Source organism: Haloarchaeobius marinus, from assembly GCF_051207415.1.
Classification (GTDB): Archaea; Halobacteriota; Halobacteria; order Halobacteriales; family Natrialbaceae; genus Haloarchaeobius.
Map to the genome: position 1 here is coordinate 642,507 of NZ_JBPKGD010000002.1, position 20,036 is coordinate 662,542.

At 68.9% G+C, this 20,036-nt stretch carries 15 protein-coding genes; 7 read left to right on the plus strand and 8 right to left on the minus strand.

The window, feature by feature from the left end; translation table 11 throughout:
• Position 1 precedes the first annotated feature (1 nt).
• Entirely contained in the window at positions 2-247 is a 246-nt protein-coding gene (locus tag ACSC1W_RS09305; protein ID WP_435346897.1) for a hypothetical protein, read from the minus strand.
• Between the two features lie 91 nt (positions 248-338).
• Here ACSC1W_RS09305 and rqcH point away from each other — a divergent pair, with 91 nt between their 5' ends.
• The 3 genes from rqcH to ACSC1W_RS09320 are packed head-to-tail and all read left to right on the plus strand — an operon-like array spanning position 339 to position 4,323.
• Positions 339-2,483, plus strand: coding sequence for a ribosome rescue protein RqcH (gene rqcH, locus ACSC1W_RS09310; RefSeq protein WP_435346898.1), 2,145 nt, complete (start codon positions 339-341; stop codon positions 2,481-2,483).
• A gap of 19 nt (positions 2,484-2,502) precedes the next feature.
• Positions 2,503-3,216 carry a DUF4013 domain-containing protein gene (locus ACSC1W_RS09315; RefSeq protein WP_435346900.1) on the plus strand — a complete coding sequence of 238 codons (714 nt, stop codon included), beginning with the start codon at positions 2,503-2,505 and terminating at the stop codon, positions 3,214-3,216.
• 39 nt (positions 3,217-3,255) lie between these two features.
• Complete coding sequence (locus ACSC1W_RS09320) at positions 3,256-4,323, plus strand: mRNA surveillance protein pelota (protein ID WP_435346902.1); 1,068 nt, start codon at positions 3,256-3,258, stop codon at positions 4,321-4,323.
• Between the two features lie 198 nt (positions 4,324-4,521).
• Here the strand turns inward: ACSC1W_RS09320 and ACSC1W_RS09325 are convergent, their stop codons facing one another.
• The 3 genes from ACSC1W_RS09325 to ACSC1W_RS09335 all read right to left on the minus strand — a co-directional run bounded on the left by ACSC1W_RS09325 (position 4,522) and on the right by ACSC1W_RS09335 (position 9,970).
• Entirely contained in the window at positions 4,522-5,298 is a 777-nt protein-coding gene (locus tag ACSC1W_RS09325; protein WP_435346903.1) for a TrmB family transcriptional regulator, read from the minus strand.
• Positions 5,295-9,086, minus strand: coding sequence for an efflux RND transporter permease subunit (locus ACSC1W_RS09330; RefSeq protein ID WP_435346904.1), 3,792 nt, complete (start codon positions 9,084-9,086; stop codon positions 5,295-5,297). The genes ACSC1W_RS09325 and ACSC1W_RS09330 overlap by 4 nt, the downstream gene beginning before the upstream one ends.
• 152 nt (positions 9,087-9,238) lie before the next feature.
• Positions 9,239-9,970, minus strand: coding sequence for an MBL fold metallo-hydrolase (locus tag ACSC1W_RS09335; RefSeq protein ID WP_435346906.1), 732 nt, complete (start codon positions 9,968-9,970; stop codon positions 9,239-9,241).
• 283 nt (positions 9,971-10,253) lie between these two features.
• Here ACSC1W_RS09335 and ACSC1W_RS09340 point away from each other — a divergent pair, with 283 nt between their 5' ends.
• A complete protein-coding gene (locus ACSC1W_RS09340; RefSeq protein WP_435346908.1) occupies positions 10,254-13,025 on the plus strand; it encodes an ATP-dependent helicase in 2,772 nt (923 codons plus the stop codon).
• Between the two features lie 19 nt (positions 13,026-13,044).
• On the opposite strand, the gene ACSC1W_RS09345 is transcribed toward ACSC1W_RS09340, so the two are convergent.
• The 4 genes from ACSC1W_RS09345 to ACSC1W_RS09360 all read right to left on the minus strand — a co-directional run bounded on the left by ACSC1W_RS09345 (position 13,045) and on the right by ACSC1W_RS09360 (position 18,236).
• Positions 13,045-14,016 (minus strand): anti-sigma factor, encoded by a 972-nt coding sequence (locus ACSC1W_RS09345; protein ID WP_435346910.1) that lies wholly within the window; start codon positions 14,014-14,016, stop codon positions 13,045-13,047.
• Between the two features lie 108 nt (positions 14,017-14,124).
• Positions 14,125-14,631, minus strand: a complete 507-nt coding sequence (locus ACSC1W_RS09350) for a DUF6789 family protein (RefSeq protein WP_435346912.1) — start codon at positions 14,629-14,631, stop codon at positions 14,125-14,127.
• 51 nt (positions 14,632-14,682) lie between these two features.
• A complete protein-coding gene (locus ACSC1W_RS09355) occupies positions 14,683-15,522 on the minus strand; it encodes a phosphatase PAP2 family protein (RefSeq protein WP_435346914.1) in 840 nt (279 codons plus the stop codon).
• 47 nt (positions 15,523-15,569) lie between these two features.
• On the minus strand, positions 15,570-18,236 hold the full coding sequence (locus ACSC1W_RS09360; RefSeq protein WP_435346916.1) for an AAA domain-containing protein: 2,667 nt from the start codon (positions 18,234-18,236) through the stop codon (positions 15,570-15,572).
• A 142-nt stretch (positions 18,237-18,378) separates the two neighbouring features.
• On the opposite strand from ACSC1W_RS09360, the gene ACSC1W_RS09365 reads away from it, so the two are divergent.
• From ACSC1W_RS09365 to ACSC1W_RS09375, 3 genes are all read left to right on the plus strand, one after another.
• A complete protein-coding gene (locus ACSC1W_RS09365) occupies positions 18,379-18,924 on the plus strand; it encodes a hypothetical protein (RefSeq protein WP_435346918.1) in 546 nt (181 codons plus the stop codon).
• Between the two features lie 112 nt (positions 18,925-19,036).
• The gene (locus tag ACSC1W_RS09370; protein ID WP_435346920.1) at positions 19,037-19,588 is read left to right on the plus strand and encodes a hypothetical protein; all 552 of its coding nucleotides are present in this window, start codon (positions 19,037-19,039) and stop codon (positions 19,586-19,588) included.
• A 55-nt stretch (positions 19,589-19,643) separates the two neighbouring features.
• The gene (locus ACSC1W_RS09375) at positions 19,644-20,027 is read left to right on the plus strand and encodes a nuclear transport factor 2 family protein (protein ID WP_435346921.1); all 384 of its coding nucleotides are present in this window, start codon (positions 19,644-19,646) and stop codon (positions 20,025-20,027) included.
• Positions 20,028-20,036 lie beyond the last annotated feature (9 nt).

The following is a 20,036-nucleotide window of genomic DNA, read 5'->3' on the forward strand; positions in this document are numbered from 1 at the left end:
GTCAGGGGCGCGACCGTTCGAAGACGTCCGTGAGCCCGTCCCACGCGACCAGCACGAGACCGAGTCCGAACACGCCACCACAGACCTGTATCACCACTCGACTCGCCGCCCGTTCGACGAGCGCGAGGTAGCCGCCGTAGGCCAGCAGCGCGACGACGACGAGACTGACGAGCGCGATGCCGACGACCTGTGGGGGGACCGGGAGGGCCGGCCCACCGTCGGGCGGGTCCACGGTTGCATCGACCATTGACGAGACCGCATGGACCGAGTACGTATGCGGCTTTCGTTCGAGCGGTCCGAACGACAGGCCCTTACCCTCGCCCCGAAAACGCCACGACATGGAACCGAAGCGCGAGTTGACCAGCGTCGACCTCGCCGCCCTCGTCTCCGAGTTGAACGCCTACCGGGGCGCGAAACTCGACAAGGCGTACCTCTACGGGGACGACCTGGTCAGGCTGAAGCTGCGCGATTTCGAGCGCGGCCGCGTCGAGTTGCTGCTCGAGGTGGGCGACGTGATGCGCGCCCACGTCGCCGCGCCGTCGCACGTGCCCGACGCTCCGGGTCGCCCGCCGAACTTCGCGATGATGTTGCGCAACCGGCTCTCGGGCGCTGACTTCGAGGGCGTCGAGCAGTACGAGTTCGACCGCATCCTCGAGTTCACCTTCTCCCGGGAGGACGGCGACACGAAGATAATCGTCGAGCTGTTCGGTCACGGGAACGTCGCGGTCTGCGACGAGACGTACGAGGTCGTCGACTGCCTGGACACGGTCCGGCTCAAGTCCCGGACGGTCGCGCCGGGGTCGACCTACGGCTTCCCCGAGTCCCGCATCAACCCCCTGACCGTCGACTACGAGGGGTTCGCCCGCACGATGGACGACTCCGACACCGACGTCGTCCGGACGCTCGCGACCCAGTTGAACTGGGGCGGCCTCTGGGGAGAGGAGCTGTGTACCCGCGCCGGCGTCGAGAAGACGCTCGACATCGCCGACGCCACCGACGAGGAGTACGAGCGCATCTACGACGCAGTCGGGCGACTGGCCGAGGCGCTCTCGTCGGCGGACCTCGACCCTCGCGTCTACTACGAGCGACCCGACGAGGACGGCGACGAGGCGGGTACGGACGCCCGGCGGGTCGTCGACGTGACGCCGGTCCCCCTGGAGGAACACGAGACGAACCCCGACCTCGCCAGCGACGCCTACGACACGTTCAACGGGGCGGTCGACGACTACTTCTACGAACTCGACCGCGCCGCCGAGGAGGGGACCGAGGCGGTCGGCGACACCGGGCCGGACTTCGCGGAACAGATAGAGAAGCACGAGCGCATCGTCGAACAGCAGGAGAACGCCATTGTCGGCTTCGAGGAGCAGGCGGAGGCAGAGCGCGAGAAGGCCGAGCTGCTGTACGGCCACTACGGTCTGGTCGACGAGGTCATCTCGACGGTGCAGGCGGCCCGGGCGGACGACGTGTCCTGGGACGAGATCGCCGAGACGTTCGAGTCCGGGGCCGAGCAGGGTATCCCCGAAGCGGAGGCCGTCGTCGACGTGGACGGGTCGGAGGACACCGTGACGCTCGACCTCGACGGGACCCAGGTCACGGTCGACGTGCGCCACGGCGTCGAGAAGAACGCGGACAGGCTCTACACCGAGGCGAAGCGCATCGAAGAGAAGAAGGAGGGCGCGATGGCCGCCATCGAGGACACACGCGAGGAACTCGCAGAGCTCGAGGCCCGACGCGAGGAGTGGGAGGCCCGCGACGAGGAGGAACCGGCCGGCGAGGAGGCGGACCGCGAGGTAGACTGGCTCTCTCGTTCCTCGATACCCATCCGCCGCGACGAGAAGTGGTTCGAGCGCTTCCGCTGGTTCTACACCAGCGACGACTTCCTCGTCATCGGCGGGCGCAACGCCGACCAGAACGAGGAACTCGTCAAGAAGTACGTCGAGCGCGGCGACCGTGTGTTCCACACGCAGGCCCACGGCGCGCCGGTGACGGTGCTGAAGGCGACGGACCCGAGCGAACCCGCCCGCGACGTGGACTTCGCCGAGGACACGCTCGAGGAGGCGGCCCAGTTCGCAGTCACCTACTCCTCGGTCTGGAAGGACGGCCGGTACGCCGACGACGTGTACATGGTCGAGTCCGACCAGGTGACGAAGACGCCCGAGAGCGGCGAGTACCTGGAGAAGGGAGCGTTCGCCATCCGCGGCGAGCGCACCTACTTCCGGGACACGCCGGTCGGCTGTGCGGTCGGCGTGCAGTGCGAACCCGTCACGCGAGTCGTCGGCGGGCCGCCGTCTGCCATCGAACCGCGGACGGAAGTCAGCGCCCGGGTCGAACCCGGCCGGTTCGCCCAGGGCGACGTGGCAAAGCGCATCTACCGCCAGTTCCGGGAGGCCTTCACCGACACCTCGTTCGTCCGCAAGGTGGCGAGTCCGGACCGGATACAGCACTTCCTCCCGCCGGGCGGGAGCCGAATCGTCGACGAGTGACCGAGGTGGCCGGACCGTGTTGACCGACGCGTTCGGGTACCCGTTCCGCGGCGAGCAGGCACGCCCGGCGTGGGCGGCACTGGCGGCCTTCGGCGTGGCGACGGCGCTGTGTGCACGGTTCGCGGTCGCGTTCTACCCGTCGGTCCTCGCGCTCGTCCCGGCGCTCCTCGCACCGGTCCCGCTGGTGCTCTGGGCAGGCTACTGCCGACGGGTCCTGTCCTCGACGGTCGAGACGGGCGGCAAGGACGACGAGATGCCGGCCGTCGGCCGACTCCGCGATCGGTTCCGCGACGGCGTCCGTGCACTCGCCGTCACGCTGGTCTACCTGACGCCGCCGACGCTCGTCCTGCTCGTGACGCTGCAGGGCGCGGCGTCCATCGGCGAGGAGGCGCTCGACGGCGGGACCGGTACCGTGCTGGTGTTCGGGTCGACGGTCACCCTCTCCGTCGCGCTCGCCGTCGCCTACGTCTATCCGGCGGTGCTCGCCCGTGACGTGGCGGAGGGACGGCGACGCCCGCGACTGTCGCCTCGGGGCCTGCTGTACGTCTACCGGAACCCGTCGTACCTCGTCGCCTGGGCCGCGGCCTTCGTCGTCGGCCTGCTCGGCCTCGGCGTCGTCGGGCAACTGTTCGGCGGCAGGGGCGTCCCGGGGTTGCTGGCGGGGCTTCTGGCGGTGTACGCCAGCGTCGTCGCCTCGCGGGTGGTCGGCCTGGGCTACGCGAACGCCAGGTAAACAGAAAGGCATGTAGCCACGGGGCCACGAGTCGGCCACATGCAGGTGAAGAGCCGGGTCCGCGTCGAGGGGGGACGAGAGCGCATCACGCTCGTTCCCGAGAGCCTCGACGACCTCTGGCACCTCCAGTACGTCCTCGAACCCGGCGACCTCGTCGCCGGCGACACCACCCGTCGCATCCAGAGAGACGACGAACAGCTACGGGACACGGGTGGCGAACGCGAGCACATGCACGTCACCATCGGCGTCGAGGACGTGGAGTTCCACAAGTTCGCCAACCGGCTTCGCGTCTCGGGCACCATCGAGGACTGCTCGCGGGAGGACCAGCTGGGGTTGCACCACACGCTCAACGTCGAGGAACACGACGAGGTCGAGGTGACGAAGGACTGGAAGGCCGACCAGCTCGACCGCCTCGAGGAAGCGGAGGAGGCCGCCGACAACCCCGACGTGGCCATCGCGACGGTCGAAGAAGGTGAGGCACACATCCACACCGTCGCCCAGTACGGCACCGAGTCACGCGGTACGTTCACCGGGACGACCGGGAAGGGCGAGTACGCCCGGGGCAGGTCGGAACTGTTCGGCGAACTGGCCGACGCGCTCGCCCGGATGGACGTCGACGCCATCATCCTCGCCGGGCCGGGTTTCACGAAGCAGGACGCGCTCGCCTACATCGAGGACGAGTACCCCGAGGTGGCCGAGAAGGTGACCGTCGTCGACACCGCCTCGGTCGGGGACCGCGGCGTCCACGAGGTGCTCAAGCGCGGCGCCGTCGAGGAGGTCCAGCGCGAGACGCGCATCGCCGAGGAGGCCGACGCCATCGACGAACTCACTAGGCGCATCGCGACCGGCCACGAGGCGGCCTACGGACCCGAGGCGGTCGAGAAGGCGGCTGACTACGGTGCTATCGACCGCCTGCTCCTCCTCGACGAGAAACTGCGCGAGGAGCGCGGCCCCGAGGGCGAGTGGGACCTCGACGTGAACGACCTCATCACCGACGTCGAACGGAAGGGCGGCGAGATAACGGTCTTCTCCAGCGAGTTCCCGCCCGGACAGCAACTCAAGAACCTCGGCGGTATCGCGGCGCTGTTGCGATATCGACTCGACTGACGGGCCGGCCTACACTGCTTGGCCGGGCTTCTTCGGCCCCTCGCGACGTAGGTCCGGTTGCGGTTCGAAACCGCCGACGACCCGGAGACGCAGACGAGAGTCATCCGAGGCACCCCCACTCCCGGGTCGTCGACCCGTCCCTTCCGACTTGCCCACCACAGCCTGGCGGTCGGTCGACACCGCCGGCCGTCCGGATTCTCACGCGTCTGGCGTGATCGTCGTCTCGACCAGCTGGACGAGCACCTGGGCGAAACTGGTGTTGGCGCTCCAGAACGCCGTCTCCCGGTTGATGCCGGGGAGTTCCTCGTCGCCGCCGAGGACGCTCAACAGCAGGATGTCGTCGTCGCCGAAGACGGCCCGCCCCGTGTGCTCGTCCTTGACGTGCGTGTCGGTCCGTGGTTCGACCGCCTGGATGACGGGGTGGTCCGCGTAGAGCGCCCGGACCTCCGGGCTCTCGCTGAGCACGACGACCGAGAGGCCGTCGTCGGCGCGTTCGCGGAGGGCGGCGTCGACGTCCTCGCCGACGAGTTCCGTCGTCCGGGCGGCGAACACGACCGACTCGTTCGCGCGTCGGACGAGTTCGGCGGCGCGGTCCGAGACGCGCTCCTGGCCCCTGACCATCCAGATGTCTTCCTGTTCCTCGTCGTCCTGGCCGAACTCCTCCCGGACGGTCTCGACGTACTCGAAGGCGGCGTCGGACTCGCGCTCGAACCGCTCGCGGAGCGTCGAACGCGCCTCCTCGATGCTGACCGCACGGTACCGGATGGGACTGGACTGCTGGACCTCCACCAGTCCGCGGTCCTCCAGGCTCTCGGTCACGCCGTACACCTGCGAGCGCGGCACGTCGGCGACCCGGGACACGTCGCGGGCGGTCCCGGTGCCGAGTTTGTGCAGGGCGATGAACACCTTGGCCTCGTAGCTCGTCAGCCCCAGGCCCCCCAGAGACTCGATGGCCTCGTCTTCCTGGACGGTCATCGCCGGTCCGCGTCGTCCCCGTCCAGCCAGCGTTCGTACAGCGACTCGAGTTCGCCCTGCGTGAGTTCGCCGGCCATCGCGAGGTGGCTCGCCCGGTCGAGCGTCGCCTGCGTGACGGGACCCTTCAGCGTCTCGCGCAGGAACTGGGTGCCGACCGTCAGTCCCTCCGGCCCGTCGAAGGTCGTCTCGCCCGCCGGGGTGCGGACCGTCGCGTCGAACGAGAGCGAATCCCCGCCCGTCGCGTCGTCCGCGACGGTCGAGACGTACGTCAGGCCGACGTCGGTGGGTTCGTCGAGGTCCCACAGCACGTACAGTCGCCGGCCGACCATCGCGTGCGAGGTGGGCGACGGGGAGAGCGACGTCACCTGCCCGCCGGTCCCGGGGACGGTCTCCGTGAGGAGGACCCGCCCGTCGGCGTCGTCGACGGAGAGCGACACCTGGAACCGGGTGCCCGGTTCGGGACGTTCGGTCGACACCGTCCGCGTCGCGTCCGGCAGCCCCTGCTCGTCTGCCGTCGTCGTGGTGGCGGTCGGGCCGTCGATGGGGGCGGCGTCGGCCGCGCCGAACGGGTCGTAGTCCGTCGACTCGGCCTTGTCGACGTCGACCTGGGGCGGTTCGACCACCTCCGCCTCTGCTGCGGCGTCGTCGCCGACGACCTCCACGTCCCCATCGTCGGCGTCGATGCTGCCCGCCTGTGCCTCCGTGCCGCCGTTCGCGGCCGGGAAGCCGTCCATCCGGTCGCCCTCGTCGTCGTGGTCGGGGTCGACGGTCGCGACGTCGTCCGACCCGACGTACCGGTGCCAGACGACCAGCAGGCTCGGTAGCACCAGCACGCTCGCGAGGAACGCGTAGACGATGGTCAACGCGGTGATGACGCCGAACTGCTGGAGCGCCGGGAAGATGGCGAAGCTGAGCACGCCGAACCCGCCGACGGTCGTGGCGGCGGACCCGAGCAGGGCACCGCCGGTCCCGGTGATGGTCGTCTCCATCGCCTCCCACTTGGTCTCGCGCCGGCCCAGTTCGAGGTTGAACCGCTCGGAGACGTGGATGCTGTAGGCGACGCCAAGCCCGACGGTCAGGCTGGTTATCATCCCCGTCAGCACGTTGAACGGCATCCCGATGAGGTACATCGTCCCGAGGATCCACGTCACCGAGAGCGCGACCGGGAGCAGGGTGACGATGCCCAGCGTGGCGCTCCCCTCGGTGATGCGGTAGGCGAACATGAGGAACGCGAACACGGCGACGAGCGTGATGATAAGGCTCTGGATGACGGTGTCGAGCAGCTGGGTCTGGACGACCTCGTTCACGACCGGGGTCCCGGTCGCGGTGACCGATTCCGCACCGCCGCCGTCCTCGATGGCCGTCGCGACGGCGCGCACGTCCTCGGTCTGTTCGGCTGTCGTCGCGTCGCCCATCGGAACGACGAGTCGAACTGCCTCGTAGCCGCCGTCGTCGGTGCGATAGACGACGCCCGCCGCCTGGTCGGGTGCGACCTCGAACAGGTGGTCGTACACCGCCGAGACGTTCTCCTGCGGCACGCCGTCCTCACCGAGCGACGCCTGGTACGTGCGGTTGAACGACTCGTTCTGGGCGGCCACGCTCTCCATGACGGTCAGTGGTGACCGGTAGGCCACCTCGCCGGTCGCGTCGACGAACGGGCTGTCGTACTCGCCCTCGTCGATGGCCGTCTGCTGTTCGTGGAGCGCCTGCAACGTCGCGGGGTCGGTGACGCCCCCCTCGACGAGTACCTGGGCCTGCGAGTCGTCGCGCTGGAATCGCTCGCTCACGTAGTCGAGGTGGCTCTTGGCGTTGTACTCGCCGGGGCGGACCTGCTCGGGCAGGTCGTACATCCAGTCGGCCGGTTCGTCCGCGATGAAGTCCTCGTTCGAGAACGAGGTGTCGACCTGCGTCGCACCGACCGCACCGAGGCCGGACAGGACCAGCGCGACGAGGACGACCAGGACGGGCGCCTTCTTCGCGAGGGTCGCACCGACCGCGAGCACCTCGCTGAATCGCCCGCCACCGGTGCCGAAGGCTCGCTTCTTGCGGTTCCAGCCGAGGTAGTACTCCATCGCACCGTCGGCCTCGACCTTCAGCGCGGGGACGAACGCGCCGAAGACGACGAGGGCGGCGACGATACCGAACGAGGAGACGATGCCGAAGTCCGCGATGGGCCCGAGCGGACTCGTCAGGTTCGAGAGGAACCCGATGACCGTCGTCGCGGTAACCCAGACGAGCGCGATGCCGACGCCGGCGAGCGCGTAGCGCATCGAGCCACGCACGTCGCTCGGCGTGGCGCCGTCCAGGCGCTCCTCCCGGTGGCGCATGAAGATGTGGATGGCGTAGTCGATGGACAACCCGATGAGCAACACCGGGACGGCGATCATTATCTGGTTGAACGCGATGTCTCGCCAGCCCATGAAGCCGAACGTCCACGTCAGCACGACGCCGATGCCGAACAGGCCGAGGACGATGTCGAGGACGTCGCGGTACGCGACGGCGAGCGTGAGCAGGACGAACAGGACCGCGAGCGGGCCGACGATTGCCAGCGAGTCGGTCATCGACTGGTCTATCTCGTGGGAGATGATGCCGAAGCCGAAGACGATGTAGTCGCCGTCGGCGTCGACGGACTGTGCGTAGTCCTGCATCGTCAGCTGTGCGTCCCTGACGTTCTCGTCGATGGCCGACCCGCCGCCGAGGTCACTGTTCGACAGGCTGACCTGCTGGACGACCATCATTCGCGCCTCTGCGGTCGTGCTGCCGGGCTCGTACCGGTTCTCCATGAGCCGGAGGGCCTGCCCGGCGAACGGCGAGCCGTCGCCGTTCTCGTCGCCCTCGCTCAGGACCGTCGTCAGCACCGACTCGTACTCGGACTGGTTCAGCGACTCGATGGCCGCCCGCTGTTCGGACAGCGTCGGGGTCGGTGCGTTCTGGAGTGCGGCCCGTCGCTCCTGGAAGGCTGCGAAGTCGGCCTCCAGTTCGGACCCGCGCTCCTGCAGTTCGGCTGCGCGCTGCTGGAGTTCCTGGCTCTGCTGCTGGAGGGCGGCGAACTCCTCCTGCAGGACGCCCTGGGTGCCGAGCTGGTACGCCGCCTCCACCTCGTCGGCGGTCGTGGCGTCCCGGAGGTCGGACGCCGCCTGCTCGAACACCGCGTAGTGACTCTCGTTCAGTTCGACGGGGGCGTTCGCCTGCACCGTCTCGAACTGGGTGCGGACGCTCGCGTCCGGGTCCTGCCGGATGGTGTCGAGCGCACTCCGGAGCTGTCCTGCGGTGGTGTTAAGCGCCTGGCTCCGGCGTTCGAGTGCCGCCTGGTCCTCCTGTAACTGCTCGGAGTCGGCCTCCAGTCGTCGCTGTCGCTCCTGGAGTTCCGCCCCCTGCGCCCGTATCTCGGCCAGGTCGTCCTGCTGGAGGGCCGTGATGGCGACGACGTTCGAGACGCCGACGATGGACTGGTTCTCGGTCAGCGTCCCGTCGACTGCCGCGTCGTCGCGGAGCGTCTGCTGGAAGGCGAGCGAACGCAACAGCGATTCCTTCGTGAGGACGTTCCCGTCCTCGTTCCTGACGATGACCTGGACCGTCTGCGTGTCCTGGTCGCCGACGGAGAAGTTCTCGCTGATGTACGTCTGGGCGCTGGCCTCGGGCGAGTCGCTCTCGAACGCGTCGAGCGACGAGGTGCTCGTCACGTCCGTCGCCCCGTAGCCGATGCCGAGGGTCAGGACCAGCATGACCGCGATGACCACCTTGCTGTGCGTCGTGATTCCGTCAGCGATACGTCCCAGTGCCGTCATTCACGTCCCTCCGCGGGGTCGTGGCGGGCGGCGGTTCTGTAGGTACTGAACATACGACAGTGGTGTTGTTATGTCGCTACTAACAGTGTACTCGTCATAAACTTACTGCTACGAAGACGGTTCGAGCACGTCGAGAAGCCGTCCGGAGGTGGTCACTCGATGGTAACTGAGAGCATGTCGTCCGCGAACCGGACGTCGCCGTCGTAGTGGGCGGCGATGGATTCGAGCATCGCCTCGTGCTGGCCCTCGGTGTGCGGGTAGAGGTGCGTGAGGTAGACCCGGCCGATGTCGTGACCGGCGAGTGTGCGCCCGAGTTCGCTCGGCGTCGGGTGGTTGTCCACGTCGACGCTGTCGGGGAACGAGCAGTCGTGGGCCAGCACGGCCGCCTCGTCGGCGAACGACGCGAGTCCCGGGAACGCCTCGCTGTCGCCCGAGAAGACGAACCGGTCGTCGAACCGGTACGCCAGGCACGGCTTCGAGTGACGCGTCTCGAACGCGTCGACGTCGAAGCCAGCGACGGAGAACTCGTGTGGACCGACCTCGCGGACCGTCAGGTCGACCCGGCCGTCGAGGTAGTCGAACACGTCGAGCAGGCCGTCCACGAGAGCCTTCGTCCCCGTCGGGCCGACCACCTCGAGGTGCTCCTCGCCGGCCAGCCATCGCGCCTTGAGCAGCGCCAGGAGGTCCGAGACGTGGTCGAGGTGATGGTGGGTCAGCAGCACCGAGGAGACGCCCTCGTAGCCGACGCTGGTCCGGGCGAGGTGATGCAACACGCCGGCCCCGCAGTCGACGAGTAGCGGTCGCTCGTCTTCCAGCAGGATGCCGGCCTGGTGGCGGGTCGGGACCGGCATGGCGCTCCCGGTGCCGAGAAACGTGACGCGCATGTATCGAAACCCACAGGCCACGGACAAAGCCCTGACGCTACCGAGGGAGCGTTTCACTTCCACTTTCACCGTGCCATGCTGGAGTACTTCCGCCCGGAGAACGTGGTTCGGATAGACATGGACGACCGCAGTTCGGGACGGCCAGGAGGAACGGCGGGTACCACGGGCCCCGGATACGGGCCTGCCGGGTGACGGCACCGTGACCCGAGAGGACCCGTCGGCGGACGTGACTCCGCATCCGGAGGGCAAAGGCACTTGCCCGTCGGGTACGGACGTGGCGGCAATGGACGCGAGAGCGTTGCTCGCGGAGGTCGACGGGTTCGACGCCGACCCCGAATCGGTCGACATCGACGACGAGGACGTCTTCGAGTTGCTGGACCCCGCCGTTCGGCGCTGGTGGGTCGAGGAGTTCGGCGCGTTCGTCCCCGAGAACGGTGGCCTGTTCACGCCGCCACAGAAGGGGGCGATTCCGCACATCCACGCCGGCGAGAACGCGCTCATCTGTGCCCCGACCGGGAGCGGGAAGACGCTCGCCAGTTTCACCGCCATCCTGAACGAACTGTTCGCCAGGGAGCGCGAGGACGGCCTGGAGAACTCGGTCTACTGCCTCTACGTCTCGCCGCTGAAGAGCCTCGCCAACGACATCCACCGGAACCTCACGGAACCGCTGTCCGGCATCCGGGCGGTCGCTGAGGACCTCGGCGAGTCCGTCGGCGAGGTGCGCCACGCCATCCGCCACGGCGACACCGACGACACCGCTCGCCAGAAGATGCTGACGGAGACGCCACACGTGCTGAACACGACGCCAGAGACGCTGGCCATCCTGCTGAACTCGCCGAAGTTCCGCGAGAAACTGCGGACCGTCGAGTACGTCGTCGTCGACGAGATACACAGCCTCGCCGAGAGCAAGCGCGGGACCCACCTCTCCGTCTCGCTGGAGCGACTGGAGGCGCTCGCCGACGGGTCACCCACGCGCATCGGCTGTTCGGCGACCATCGAACCGCTCGACGACGTGGCCGAGTTCCTCGTCGGCTGTGACGTCGACGACGACGGCGGCACCGAACCCCGGGACTGCGAGATCGTCGACACCCGGTTCGCACGCGACTTCGACCTGCAGTTGACCTGCCCGACCGACGACCTCATCGACACGCCCCGGCACGTCGTCACCGAGCGCTTCTACGACCAGTTGCACGACCTGATCGATGACCACACGAACACGCTGGTGTTCACGAACACGCGGTCGGGTGCCGAACGCGTCCTGCACCGACTCAGGGACCGGTTCGACGCCTACGACGAGGAGAACTCGGGCTGTCACCACGGCAGTCTCTCGAAGGACGTCCGGGAGTCGGTCGAGTCGAAACTCAAGTCCGGCGACCTCGACGTGGTGACCTCCTCGACGAGCCTGGAGCTCGGCATCGACATGCCACACGTCGACCTCGTCGTGCAGGTCGGGTCGCCGAAGAGCGTCGCCGCCCTGCTCCAGCGCGTCGGACGGGCGGGTCACCGGGTCGGCCAGACCGTCACCGGGCGGGTGGTCGCCCTCGACCGCGACGAACTCGTCGAGTGCGCCGTGATGCTGAAGAAGGCAGACGAGGGGTTCGTCGACGGGGTCGACGTCCCGGAGCGCGCACAGGACGTGGCCGCCCAGCAGGTGTACGGGATGGCCATCGCCGAGGTCCGCCCCGAGCGCGAGATACGGCGCATCCTCCGGTCGGCGTGGCCGTACCGGGAGTACACCGACGAGGATTGGGAGCAGTTGCTCCGGTACCTCCGGTCGGACTACGACGGACTCGAGGACAAGAACGTGTACGCGAAGGTCTGGCGCGACGAGAACGACCCGCCGTCCGGCCAGCACCACTACGAGGAGTACCCCGTCGGCGAGACGCTGATGGGCAAGCGCGGGCGACTCGCCAGGGTCATCTACATGACCAACATCGGGACCATCCCGGACTCGTTCAGTTGCGACGTGTTCACCCGCGCCGACAGCGAGTGGGTCGGCCAGCTCGACGAGAGCTACCTCGACACGCTCGAGACGGGTGACGTGTTCGTCCTCGGGGGGCAGCACTTCGAGTTCCGCTACCGTCGCGGGTCGAAGGTGTACGTCGACCCGACGAGCGCCTCGCCGACGGTACCGTCGTGGTACTCAGAGCGCCTCCCGCTGTCGTACGACCTCGGGGCGGAACTGGCCGCGTTCCAGGGCGAACTGCTCTCGAAACTCGCCGACGGCGGGCCGGCGGCGGTCAGGCACTGGCTCAGGAACTTCCCGCTGGACGACGAGACGGTCAGGGCCGTCGCACGGATGTTCGACGAGCAGGTCCGCTACGCCGGGCCCGAGAGCGTCAGCACGGACGAGCGACTCACCGTCGAGGAGGTCGTCGACAGGGACGAGTACAGGCGCCAGTACCACGTCCACTCGACGTACGGCCGCCGGTTCAACGACGGCTTCTCGCGCCTGCTCGCCTACCGCTGTGCGCAGGAGACCAACGCGAACGTCGCCGTCAGCGTCGCCGACAACGGGTTCACGCTGTCGATGCCCCTCAACCGGAAGGTCGACATCGTCGGCATCGTCGAGGGACTCGACGCCGCGAACGTTCGACGACTGCTCCGGGAGAGCCTCGACGAGACCGAACTCCTCCAGCGGTACTTCCGCATCAACGCGACGCGGTCGCTGATGATACTCAAGCGCTACAAGGGCTACGAGAAGTCGGCCAAGCAACAGCAGGTCTCGAGCGAGATGTTGCTCGGGTTCGCCCGGGAACTGGACGAGTTCGCCGTCGTCGAGGAGACCTACCGGGAGATACTGGAGGACAAACTCAACGTCGAGAGCGTCCAGGCGGTCGTCCGTGCCGTCGGGGCCGGCCAACTCGACGTCCAGCACATCCGCGTCGAGTCGCCGACGCCCCGGGCGTTCGGCCTGGCGACGCTGATGGCCAGCGACGTGGTTCTCGCCGAGGACGAGAGCGCGGCGTTACAGGAGTTCCACCGGCGCGTCGTCGACGAGATCGGCGAGGCGTCGCTGTCGGGGACAGAGGCGGTGGCCGGCGACGACGGCTGACCGGTCCGGTGGCCCCGGCTTACGAGACGGTCGCGGTCCCGCTCGGCACCCGCTGGTCGTCGGCCGCGAGGTCGTAGCTGGTGTGGTCCGCGGCGTCGGCCGGCACGTCGCCGACCAGCGGCTCGATGGGGAACGGCGAGCCCCCGGTCGGGTCCATCCCGTCGACGTCCGGTTCGACGGTGACGACGACGGTCGACGACCCGTCGGCGAGGTCCGGCGGGAAGGAGACGCCGTCGGGTGCGTTCCGCAGGAGGTCCTCGCCGGGGAAGTCCGGGGCGGCCTCGTCACCACTGTATCCGTCGAAGTCGTCGGCCGCGGTCGGGTCGCGGAATCGCCCGGTCGAGATGGGCGTCCCCTGCGTGACGGCCCAGCCCTCGTACGTCCACCCCGTGGGCGGTTCGGGGAGGTCGAGGCTCGGCCCCGGGCCGGCCTCGGGGTCGAGGAACCAGACGCCCGCCGTCTCGTCGGTGCCACCGCCGTTCGTCGGCGTGGCCAGGATGTACGACCCTGCCGCGGCCGAGAGGTCGACCGGGAACGACAGCGCCGCCTCCGACCCCATCAGGTCACCAGCGAGTACGACGACGTCCGACGGGCCGTCGGTCATGCTCTCGTCCGGTTCGACGGTGACGACGAACCGGTCGGCTCGCCCGAGGTCGCGGTCGACCTCGAAGGTCGTCTCGTCGCCGGGCTGGAACGTCCCGGTCGACAGCGTCTCCTCGCCGAAGACGGCCCAGCCCTCGTAGTGGCCGGCGTCGAGTTCGGGCAGTGCTTCGAAGGCGTACTCGACGGTGTGTGCGCCCATCGAGTCCTCGTCGGTCATGCCGTCGTCGGTCATCTCGTCGGTCATCTCGTCGGTCATCTCGTCGTCGGTCATGCCCTCGTCGGTGGCCTGCTCGTCGTCTCCGAGACAACCGGCGAGTCCGGCGACGCCGGTCGCCGCCGCGGTCGCCGCGAGGAACCGTCTTCGCGTCTGTGGCTCTGAGTTCGACATGTGAGTGCTCCATCGAGGAGGATGACGCACCCGTAAAAAGCGATTTTTCGAGATTCGAACCGACTCCGTGTGGAGTCCGACGAAACTGGTTCTAGAATCCGGCCGGATTCAGACGGCCACCCGGGCCCGTTCGTGGTTGCCGGTGAGGCGGCCAGAGACGAACCCGAGGATGTAGCCGTAGGCGACGTGCGTGGCGATGGACGTCGCGAGGAAGACTACGAGGTCGACGCCGCTGTAGAGCGTCCCGAAGGCGACGATGAAGCCGACCCAGAGCACCAGTGCGAACACGATGCCCTGCTGTATCCTCGTGGCTCCCGGGAGGTACGCCCCGATGGTGGCGAACAGCAGCGGCCAGGCGAGCGCGCCCGCGCCGACGAACATCGCGATACCCAGTGCGACGTTCGACCCGACGCCGGCGAGTTCCGCAAGCGTCGCGAAGACGCTTATCTCCGGTGCGTACACCGCGTTGACCGCGAGGAGTACGCCCGTCATCACCGTCGTCCCGACGATGCCGCCGGCGACGGCCGACGCTGCCGTTCGCAGTTCGTCCGCGCCATCCACCCGTTCGAATTCGTCGGTCGTCACGTCCTCGTCGGTCGTGTGACTCTCAGCCATGCCAATAGCTAACGCTCGAACTGATATAAACGATTGGCTCGACCCGGGCCGTCACTCGGTCCCCGGCGAGGTGGCGTCGGCGACACCGACCCGGGCGAAGACCGCCGGAAGGGCCAGAATCCCGGCGACGAGGGCCGCGCTGTGGAAGAACGTGCCACCGGGGACGCTCGTGACGGCGGACTCGGCGACGGCCATCGAGACGAGGAACGCGAGGCCGGCGACGGCGAGCGTGGCGGCCTCGACGGCGTCCCGCGAGGGGACGACCGGTTCCACCGCCCGGAGCCCGACCGCACCGCCGAGACTGTATCCGAGCAGCGCGACGGCGTCGGCACCGGCGTCGGCGACGACGATGGCGGGAACCGCCAGCACGGCGGCCGCGACGTAGGCCCTCCCGGGGCGTTCGGACCAGAGGCCGTACCCCGCTGCGAGGACGACGGCGCCGACGCCGAACCCGACGAGCACGTCGCCGAGGTAGTGCACGCCGAGGGCGACCCTCGACAGTCCGACCGAGACGGCGACGACGCCCATCGCCAGCGCCTTGGGGGACTCGTCCAGCCAGTCGAACTCCAGCGCGAGGCCGCCGTAGACGACGACGCCCGCGATGGCGTGGCCACTGGGGAAGCCGTACCCCGACGTCTCGATGCGGTGGACCGACTCGGGCGGGCGCGGCATCGCCAGTCCGTTCTTGAGCAGGAGCGTCACCGCGAACGCGACGAAGGCGTAGCCGACCACGGTCGCCGTCGCGTCGCGGCGGTAGAGCCAGTAGACGAGCGCCAGCAGGAGCGTCAGCACCGCGGGGTCGCCGAGCGCCGTGACCGCGGCGACGGCGTCGACCAGTTCGGCCGGGACCGACTCGCGGATGGTCGCACTCGCGTCTTCGAACCGGAGCATGCCCGTTCGGTGCTCGGGCAGGCGGATTGAAGCTTTCGCGTCCCGGGTCACCGGTCCGCCCAGTCGACCATCCGGGCGTAGACGTCGTCGGTCCGGAGCGCGTCGGCGTCGCCCACGAGGACGAGGGCGCGCTTTGCCCGCGTCAGCGCGACGTTCACCCGGCGGTAGTCCTCGAAGATGGGGCTGTCGAGGTCGCCGCTGGCGACGAACGAGACCACGATGACCTCCTTCGCCGACCCCTGGAACCGGTCGACCGTGTCGACGGCGACGCCGTCGGGGAGGTCGCGACCGATCTCGGCGACCTGTGCCCGGAACGGCGCGATGACGCCGACGTCGTCGGGGTCCAGACCCGCGTCGAGGTAGGCGTCGACGACCCGGCGTACCTCGGCGGCTTCGACGGCGTCGGTGTGCCGTCCGTCGTCGCCCGGCGTGTCGACCATGGCGACGCCGTCCCGGAGCGTCTCGGGCAGCGAGTCGGCGTCGACGTGGGGGAGGTCGGCGAGCGACCGCCCTGCGACGTCGGGCGTCGCGGGGCGCAACTGCCCGTCGTAGAACTCCTGCGAGGAGAACGCCTGGATGCGCTGTGACATCCGGTACTGACGGTCGAGCAGGACGCTCGCGTCGGGGTGGGTCTCGACGAGGCGCTGGAAGAGCGACGTGCCGAGTTCCGACTCGGCCCGGACGACGGGCGGGAGTTGCTGGTGGTCGCCGACGAGGACGAACCGCGACGCGAGTTCGATGGCCGCGAGCGTCCCGGGTTCGGTCAACTGGCCGGCCTCGTCGACGAGGGCGACGTCGAACTCCTGCTCGCGCATCACCGTGGACCCGCACGTGGCCGTCGTCGCCGCGACGACCGTCGCCGACTCCAGTGCCGCGGCGCGTTCCTCGGGGTCGCCCCGCCGCCGGAGTCTGAGGTCCTGCATGTCGTCGCGGACGCCGGACTCGGTCCCGACGCGGACGACGGTACCCACCTCGTCCTCGAAGCCGGTGTCGCGCAGGGCTTCGAGTGCGTTGTCGACCGCGCGGTTGGTGAACGCCGAGAGCAGGACCCGTTCACCGCGGTCGACCATCGCCCGGATGGCCTGGGCGATGGTGTAGGTCTTGCCCGTCCCCGGCGGCCCGTGGATGAGTGCGCAGTCCTCGGCGGTCACGGCCAACCGGACCGCCTCGTCCTGGGCCGCGTTGTTGTCCACGAACGTCTCGTCGGTCGTCCCGAACTCGGGGTCTGCCCGCCCGAACAGCACGTCCTTCCGGCGCGTGTCGCCCTTCAACAGTGCGTCGTGGACCGCAGTCAGCATCTTCGAGGGGCCGATGTCGGAGGGGTAGACGTCGAGGCGGTGGACGTCGACGGGTTCGTCGGCGGTCACGACCACCTCCTCCTCGCCGAGGCGCTCGACCTGTGCGAACTCGGCGTGGCCCCGGATGGGGTCGCCGTCGCTCGCGAGCACGTAGTCGCCCTCCCGTATCTTCGAGACCGCCGGCGAGGTGCGCGTCGCCCTGAGTTCCCACCGGCCGGCCGGCAACTCGCGCTCGCCCGCCGGTTCGAGGTCGACCAGCGCCCGGTCGTCCTCGGCGCGTTCCTCCGGGCTCTGTCGCCACAGTTTCACGAACTCGTCGTGGGTGGCCTTGCGCTCGGCCTCGATGGCCTCGTACTGCGTCCGGAAGTACGCCCGTTCGTCCTCGGGGACGGCCCGGCCGATCTGGCCCGCCTTCGACTCCTGGTCGAGTCGTCCCGAGACGACCATGCACGTATCCTGCTCGAAACAGCGCTCGCAACTCGCGTCTGCCTCGTAGCCCGTCGGCACGTCCGTGTCGAACTCCATCGCGGCGATCTCGTTTCGGGCGCGGACGACGAACTGGAGCAGGCCCTGGCCGATGGAGAACTCCTTCGCCGGCGAGAAGTCGCCGGTGAACTCGTCGCGGTCGAGCGCCTCGTTCTTGGTGTAGAGCAGCGTCCCCGTGTCGGCCGGGACGCCACGCTCGCGGAGCACGAGCGCGTACGCCGCCGCTTGTATCTTGTCGTGAAAGCGCGGGTCGCTCCGGAGGTTCTTCCCGGTCTTCAGTTCGACCGGCTGGCCACGACGGATGGCGTCGGCACGTCCCTTGATGCCGTAGGTCTCCGAGATGAGCAACTGCTCGGACCGCCACTCGTCCTCGTCGGCCAGGCGGCCCTGCTGGAGCCACCCCGCGATGGCCTGTGCGTTCTGGTGGACCTCGCGCTCTACGTCCTCGCCGGACATCCCCAGCAGGCCGAGTTCGAGCGCCGACTGGGCCACCTGCTCGGAGACCGCCTCGTCCAGGTCGCGCCCCCGGAGCAGGTCGCCGAACACCTCGTGGACGACGGTCCCCTTGACCACCGGGTACGCGAGCGGGACGCTCGAGAGCTTGTTCAGGTAGTACATCCGGGGGCACTGCACCCACTGACGGACGTCGGTCACGTTGACGAGGAAGTCCGGTTCGACCACGACGTAGGAGTCGCCCGTCGTCGAGTACCGGACCTGCCCCTCGTACTCCTCCTGCTTCGGGTCGGTGACGAGCAGTTCCATCCCCTCCGCGAGGACGGCGGCCGTCTCGGTCCACTTGCCCCAGAGCGTCACCGTGGTCGGCGGGTCCGCCGGCCGGTCTACCGACACCTCGACCAGTTCCGAGGTGCCGTAGCTCGTGTCGACCGTGCGTTCGTCTCCGACCGCCGTGACGACGCCGCGAACTGTCACGTCCTCCCTTCGGTCGTCACGACGCATAAACGCTGTCTCCCGTCGACGGGTCCGACGTCCGGCCCCGCCCGGCCGGGCGAACCACACGGTCGGTGTGCTAGTGGATTGATATGGCCCCGGACAGGACGGGTACGTACAACAGATGGTAGGGAAACGAGACGATGGCGTGCCGGTACTGAGCCGGGTCGCCGACGGGGTAGAGCGCGTGGTCTTCGCCGACTGGTACCGATGGTTCGTCCGCGGCCTGTTGCTCGTCGTCGCCGTGCTCGCCGTGGTCCACCTCGTCCGGGCCGCGACGGCCGACGTGCTGGTCTTCTCGACGGCCGGGGAGCAGGCACTGGACCTCGTCACGAGCGTCGTCGTCACGGTGTTCGTCCTCGCGGGGGCCGTCCAGTTGCTGGTGCTCGCACGTGGCGTCAGGCGGCGCGAGGGACTGGTCGCCGCCTCGGCGGAAGACGTCGAGAAGTCCGCCGAAGACGTCGAACGGGCGGCCAAGGAACTGGAAGCGGCCGTCGAGCGAGACGACGAGGAACCACCGGCGGAACTGGAGGAACGCGTCGAACGGGCCGAGGAGCAGGCGGGCGACGCGAAGGAGACGGCTGCCGAGGTCACGGACGACCTGACCCCGCCGGCCGACGCGGGCGACGACGGCACCGACGACGAGGACGGCCCTGACGAGGAACGCTGAGTCCGGGTCGGCCGACGCCCTCGCGTACGGGGCGGTGGTCGAGCGCAGCGTCGCCCGCACGCCGACGGCCGCCACCGATACGTTCTTGCGACCGGGAGCGCAATCACCGCCTATGCGAGTTCGAGACTGGGAGGACATCGTCTCCGACGTCGTCGAGTCGGACGCCGACCCGGAGGGCTGGCGGGCCGTCGCCGGCGACCGGTCCGGCGGCCTCGGTGAGGACCTCTACCTCGGACACCCGACGGGTGGCGTCTTCCACCTGAAGACGTACGCGAAGAACCCGTTCGAGGTCCACGGCGTCGGCACGCAGGTCGCCAGACGACTGGACGACGAACTCGGGACGTTCTTCCCCGAGTCGAGCGACACGAGTCGCTTCGCCGTCCAGTCGCCGCCGGACGACGAGGACGAGGCCGAGGCGGCAGCGAAGCGACTGGAAGCGGTCGTCCAGGCCCACGCCGACGCGCCGACGACCCCGGGTGACTTCTTCGACGACGTGATGGAGGCCCTGGACAGTCCGGCGTTCGGACCGATGGAGTACGACGGCTACGACCGACTGGACCGCCTCGACGACCTGGCGACGACGTTCGAGGACGCCGAGGAGGTGCTCGACGCCGAACTCGACGACGTCATCGAGACGGACGAGGTCGACCGCGGGTTCATGTAGGTCGGCGGGGCCAACAACGGGGGGTTTCAAGCCCGACCCATCCGTTCGGTTGCACATGAGCGCAGAGGAAACCATCCGGGACTATTACGAGGCCCTGCGCCGGGGCGAACCGCTCTACCCGTACTTCTCCGAGCAGGACGCGACGTGGAAGGGTGCCATCAGCACCCACTACGTGGGATACGACGCCGTCGCCGAGGCGCTGCGCGAGCAGACGCGCACCACCGACGAGTGGACCGTCGAGAGCAACGAGCTGTCGGTGACCGACCGGGGCGACCACGCGCTCTTTCACGACGCGGTCAGGATGGCGTGGACGAACGTCGAGACGGGCCAGCGGCGCGGATTCGACTCGCGCTGGAGCGGCGTCCTCGACTGCGTCGACGAAGAGGACCAGGAGTGGCAGTTCGTCCAGATGCACGTCTCGGCACCACACACGCTCTGACATGGTCGG

Coding starts and splice junctions, on each gene's coding strand:
- ACSC1W_RS09305 (WP_435346897.1), bottom strand. CDS start 247: ATGGTCGATGCAACCGTGGACCCGCCCGACGGTGGGCCGGCCCTCCCG.
- rqcH (WP_435346898.1), top strand. CDS start 339: ATGGAACCGAAGCGCGAGTTGACCAGCGTCGACCTCGCCGCCCTCGTC.
- ACSC1W_RS09320 (WP_435346902.1), top strand. CDS start 3,256: ATGCAGGTGAAGAGCCGGGTCCGCGTCGAGGGGGGACGAGAGCGCATC.
- ACSC1W_RS09325 (WP_435346903.1), bottom strand. CDS start 5,298: ATGACCGTCCAGGAAGACGAGGCCATCGAGTCTCTGGGGGGCCTGGGG.
- ACSC1W_RS09330 (WP_435346904.1), bottom strand. CDS start 9,086: ATGACGGCACTGGGACGTATCGCTGACGGAATCACGACGCACAGCAAG.
- ACSC1W_RS09335 (WP_435346906.1), bottom strand. CDS start 9,970: ATGCGCGTCACGTTTCTCGGCACCGGGAGCGCCATGCCGGTCCCGACC.
- ACSC1W_RS09340 (WP_435346908.1), top strand. CDS start 10,254: ATGGACGCGAGAGCGTTGCTCGCGGAGGTCGACGGGTTCGACGCCGAC.
- ACSC1W_RS09345 (WP_435346910.1), bottom strand. CDS start 14,016: ATGTCGAACTCAGAGCCACAGACGCGAAGACGGTTCCTCGCGGCGACC.
- ACSC1W_RS09350 (WP_435346912.1), bottom strand. CDS start 14,631: ATGGCTGAGAGTCACACGACCGACGAGGACGTGACGACCGACGAATTC.
- ACSC1W_RS09355 (WP_435346914.1), bottom strand. CDS start 15,522: ATGCTCCGGTTCGAAGACGCGAGTGCGACCATCCGCGAGTCGGTCCCG.
- ACSC1W_RS09365 (WP_435346918.1), top strand. CDS start 18,379: ATGGTAGGGAAACGAGACGATGGCGTGCCGGTACTGAGCCGGGTCGCC.
- ACSC1W_RS09370 (WP_435346920.1), top strand. CDS start 19,037: ATGCGAGTTCGAGACTGGGAGGACATCGTCTCCGACGTCGTCGAGTCG.
- ACSC1W_RS09375 (WP_435346921.1), top strand. CDS start 19,644: ATGAGCGCAGAGGAAACCATCCGGGACTATTACGAGGCCCTGCGCCGG.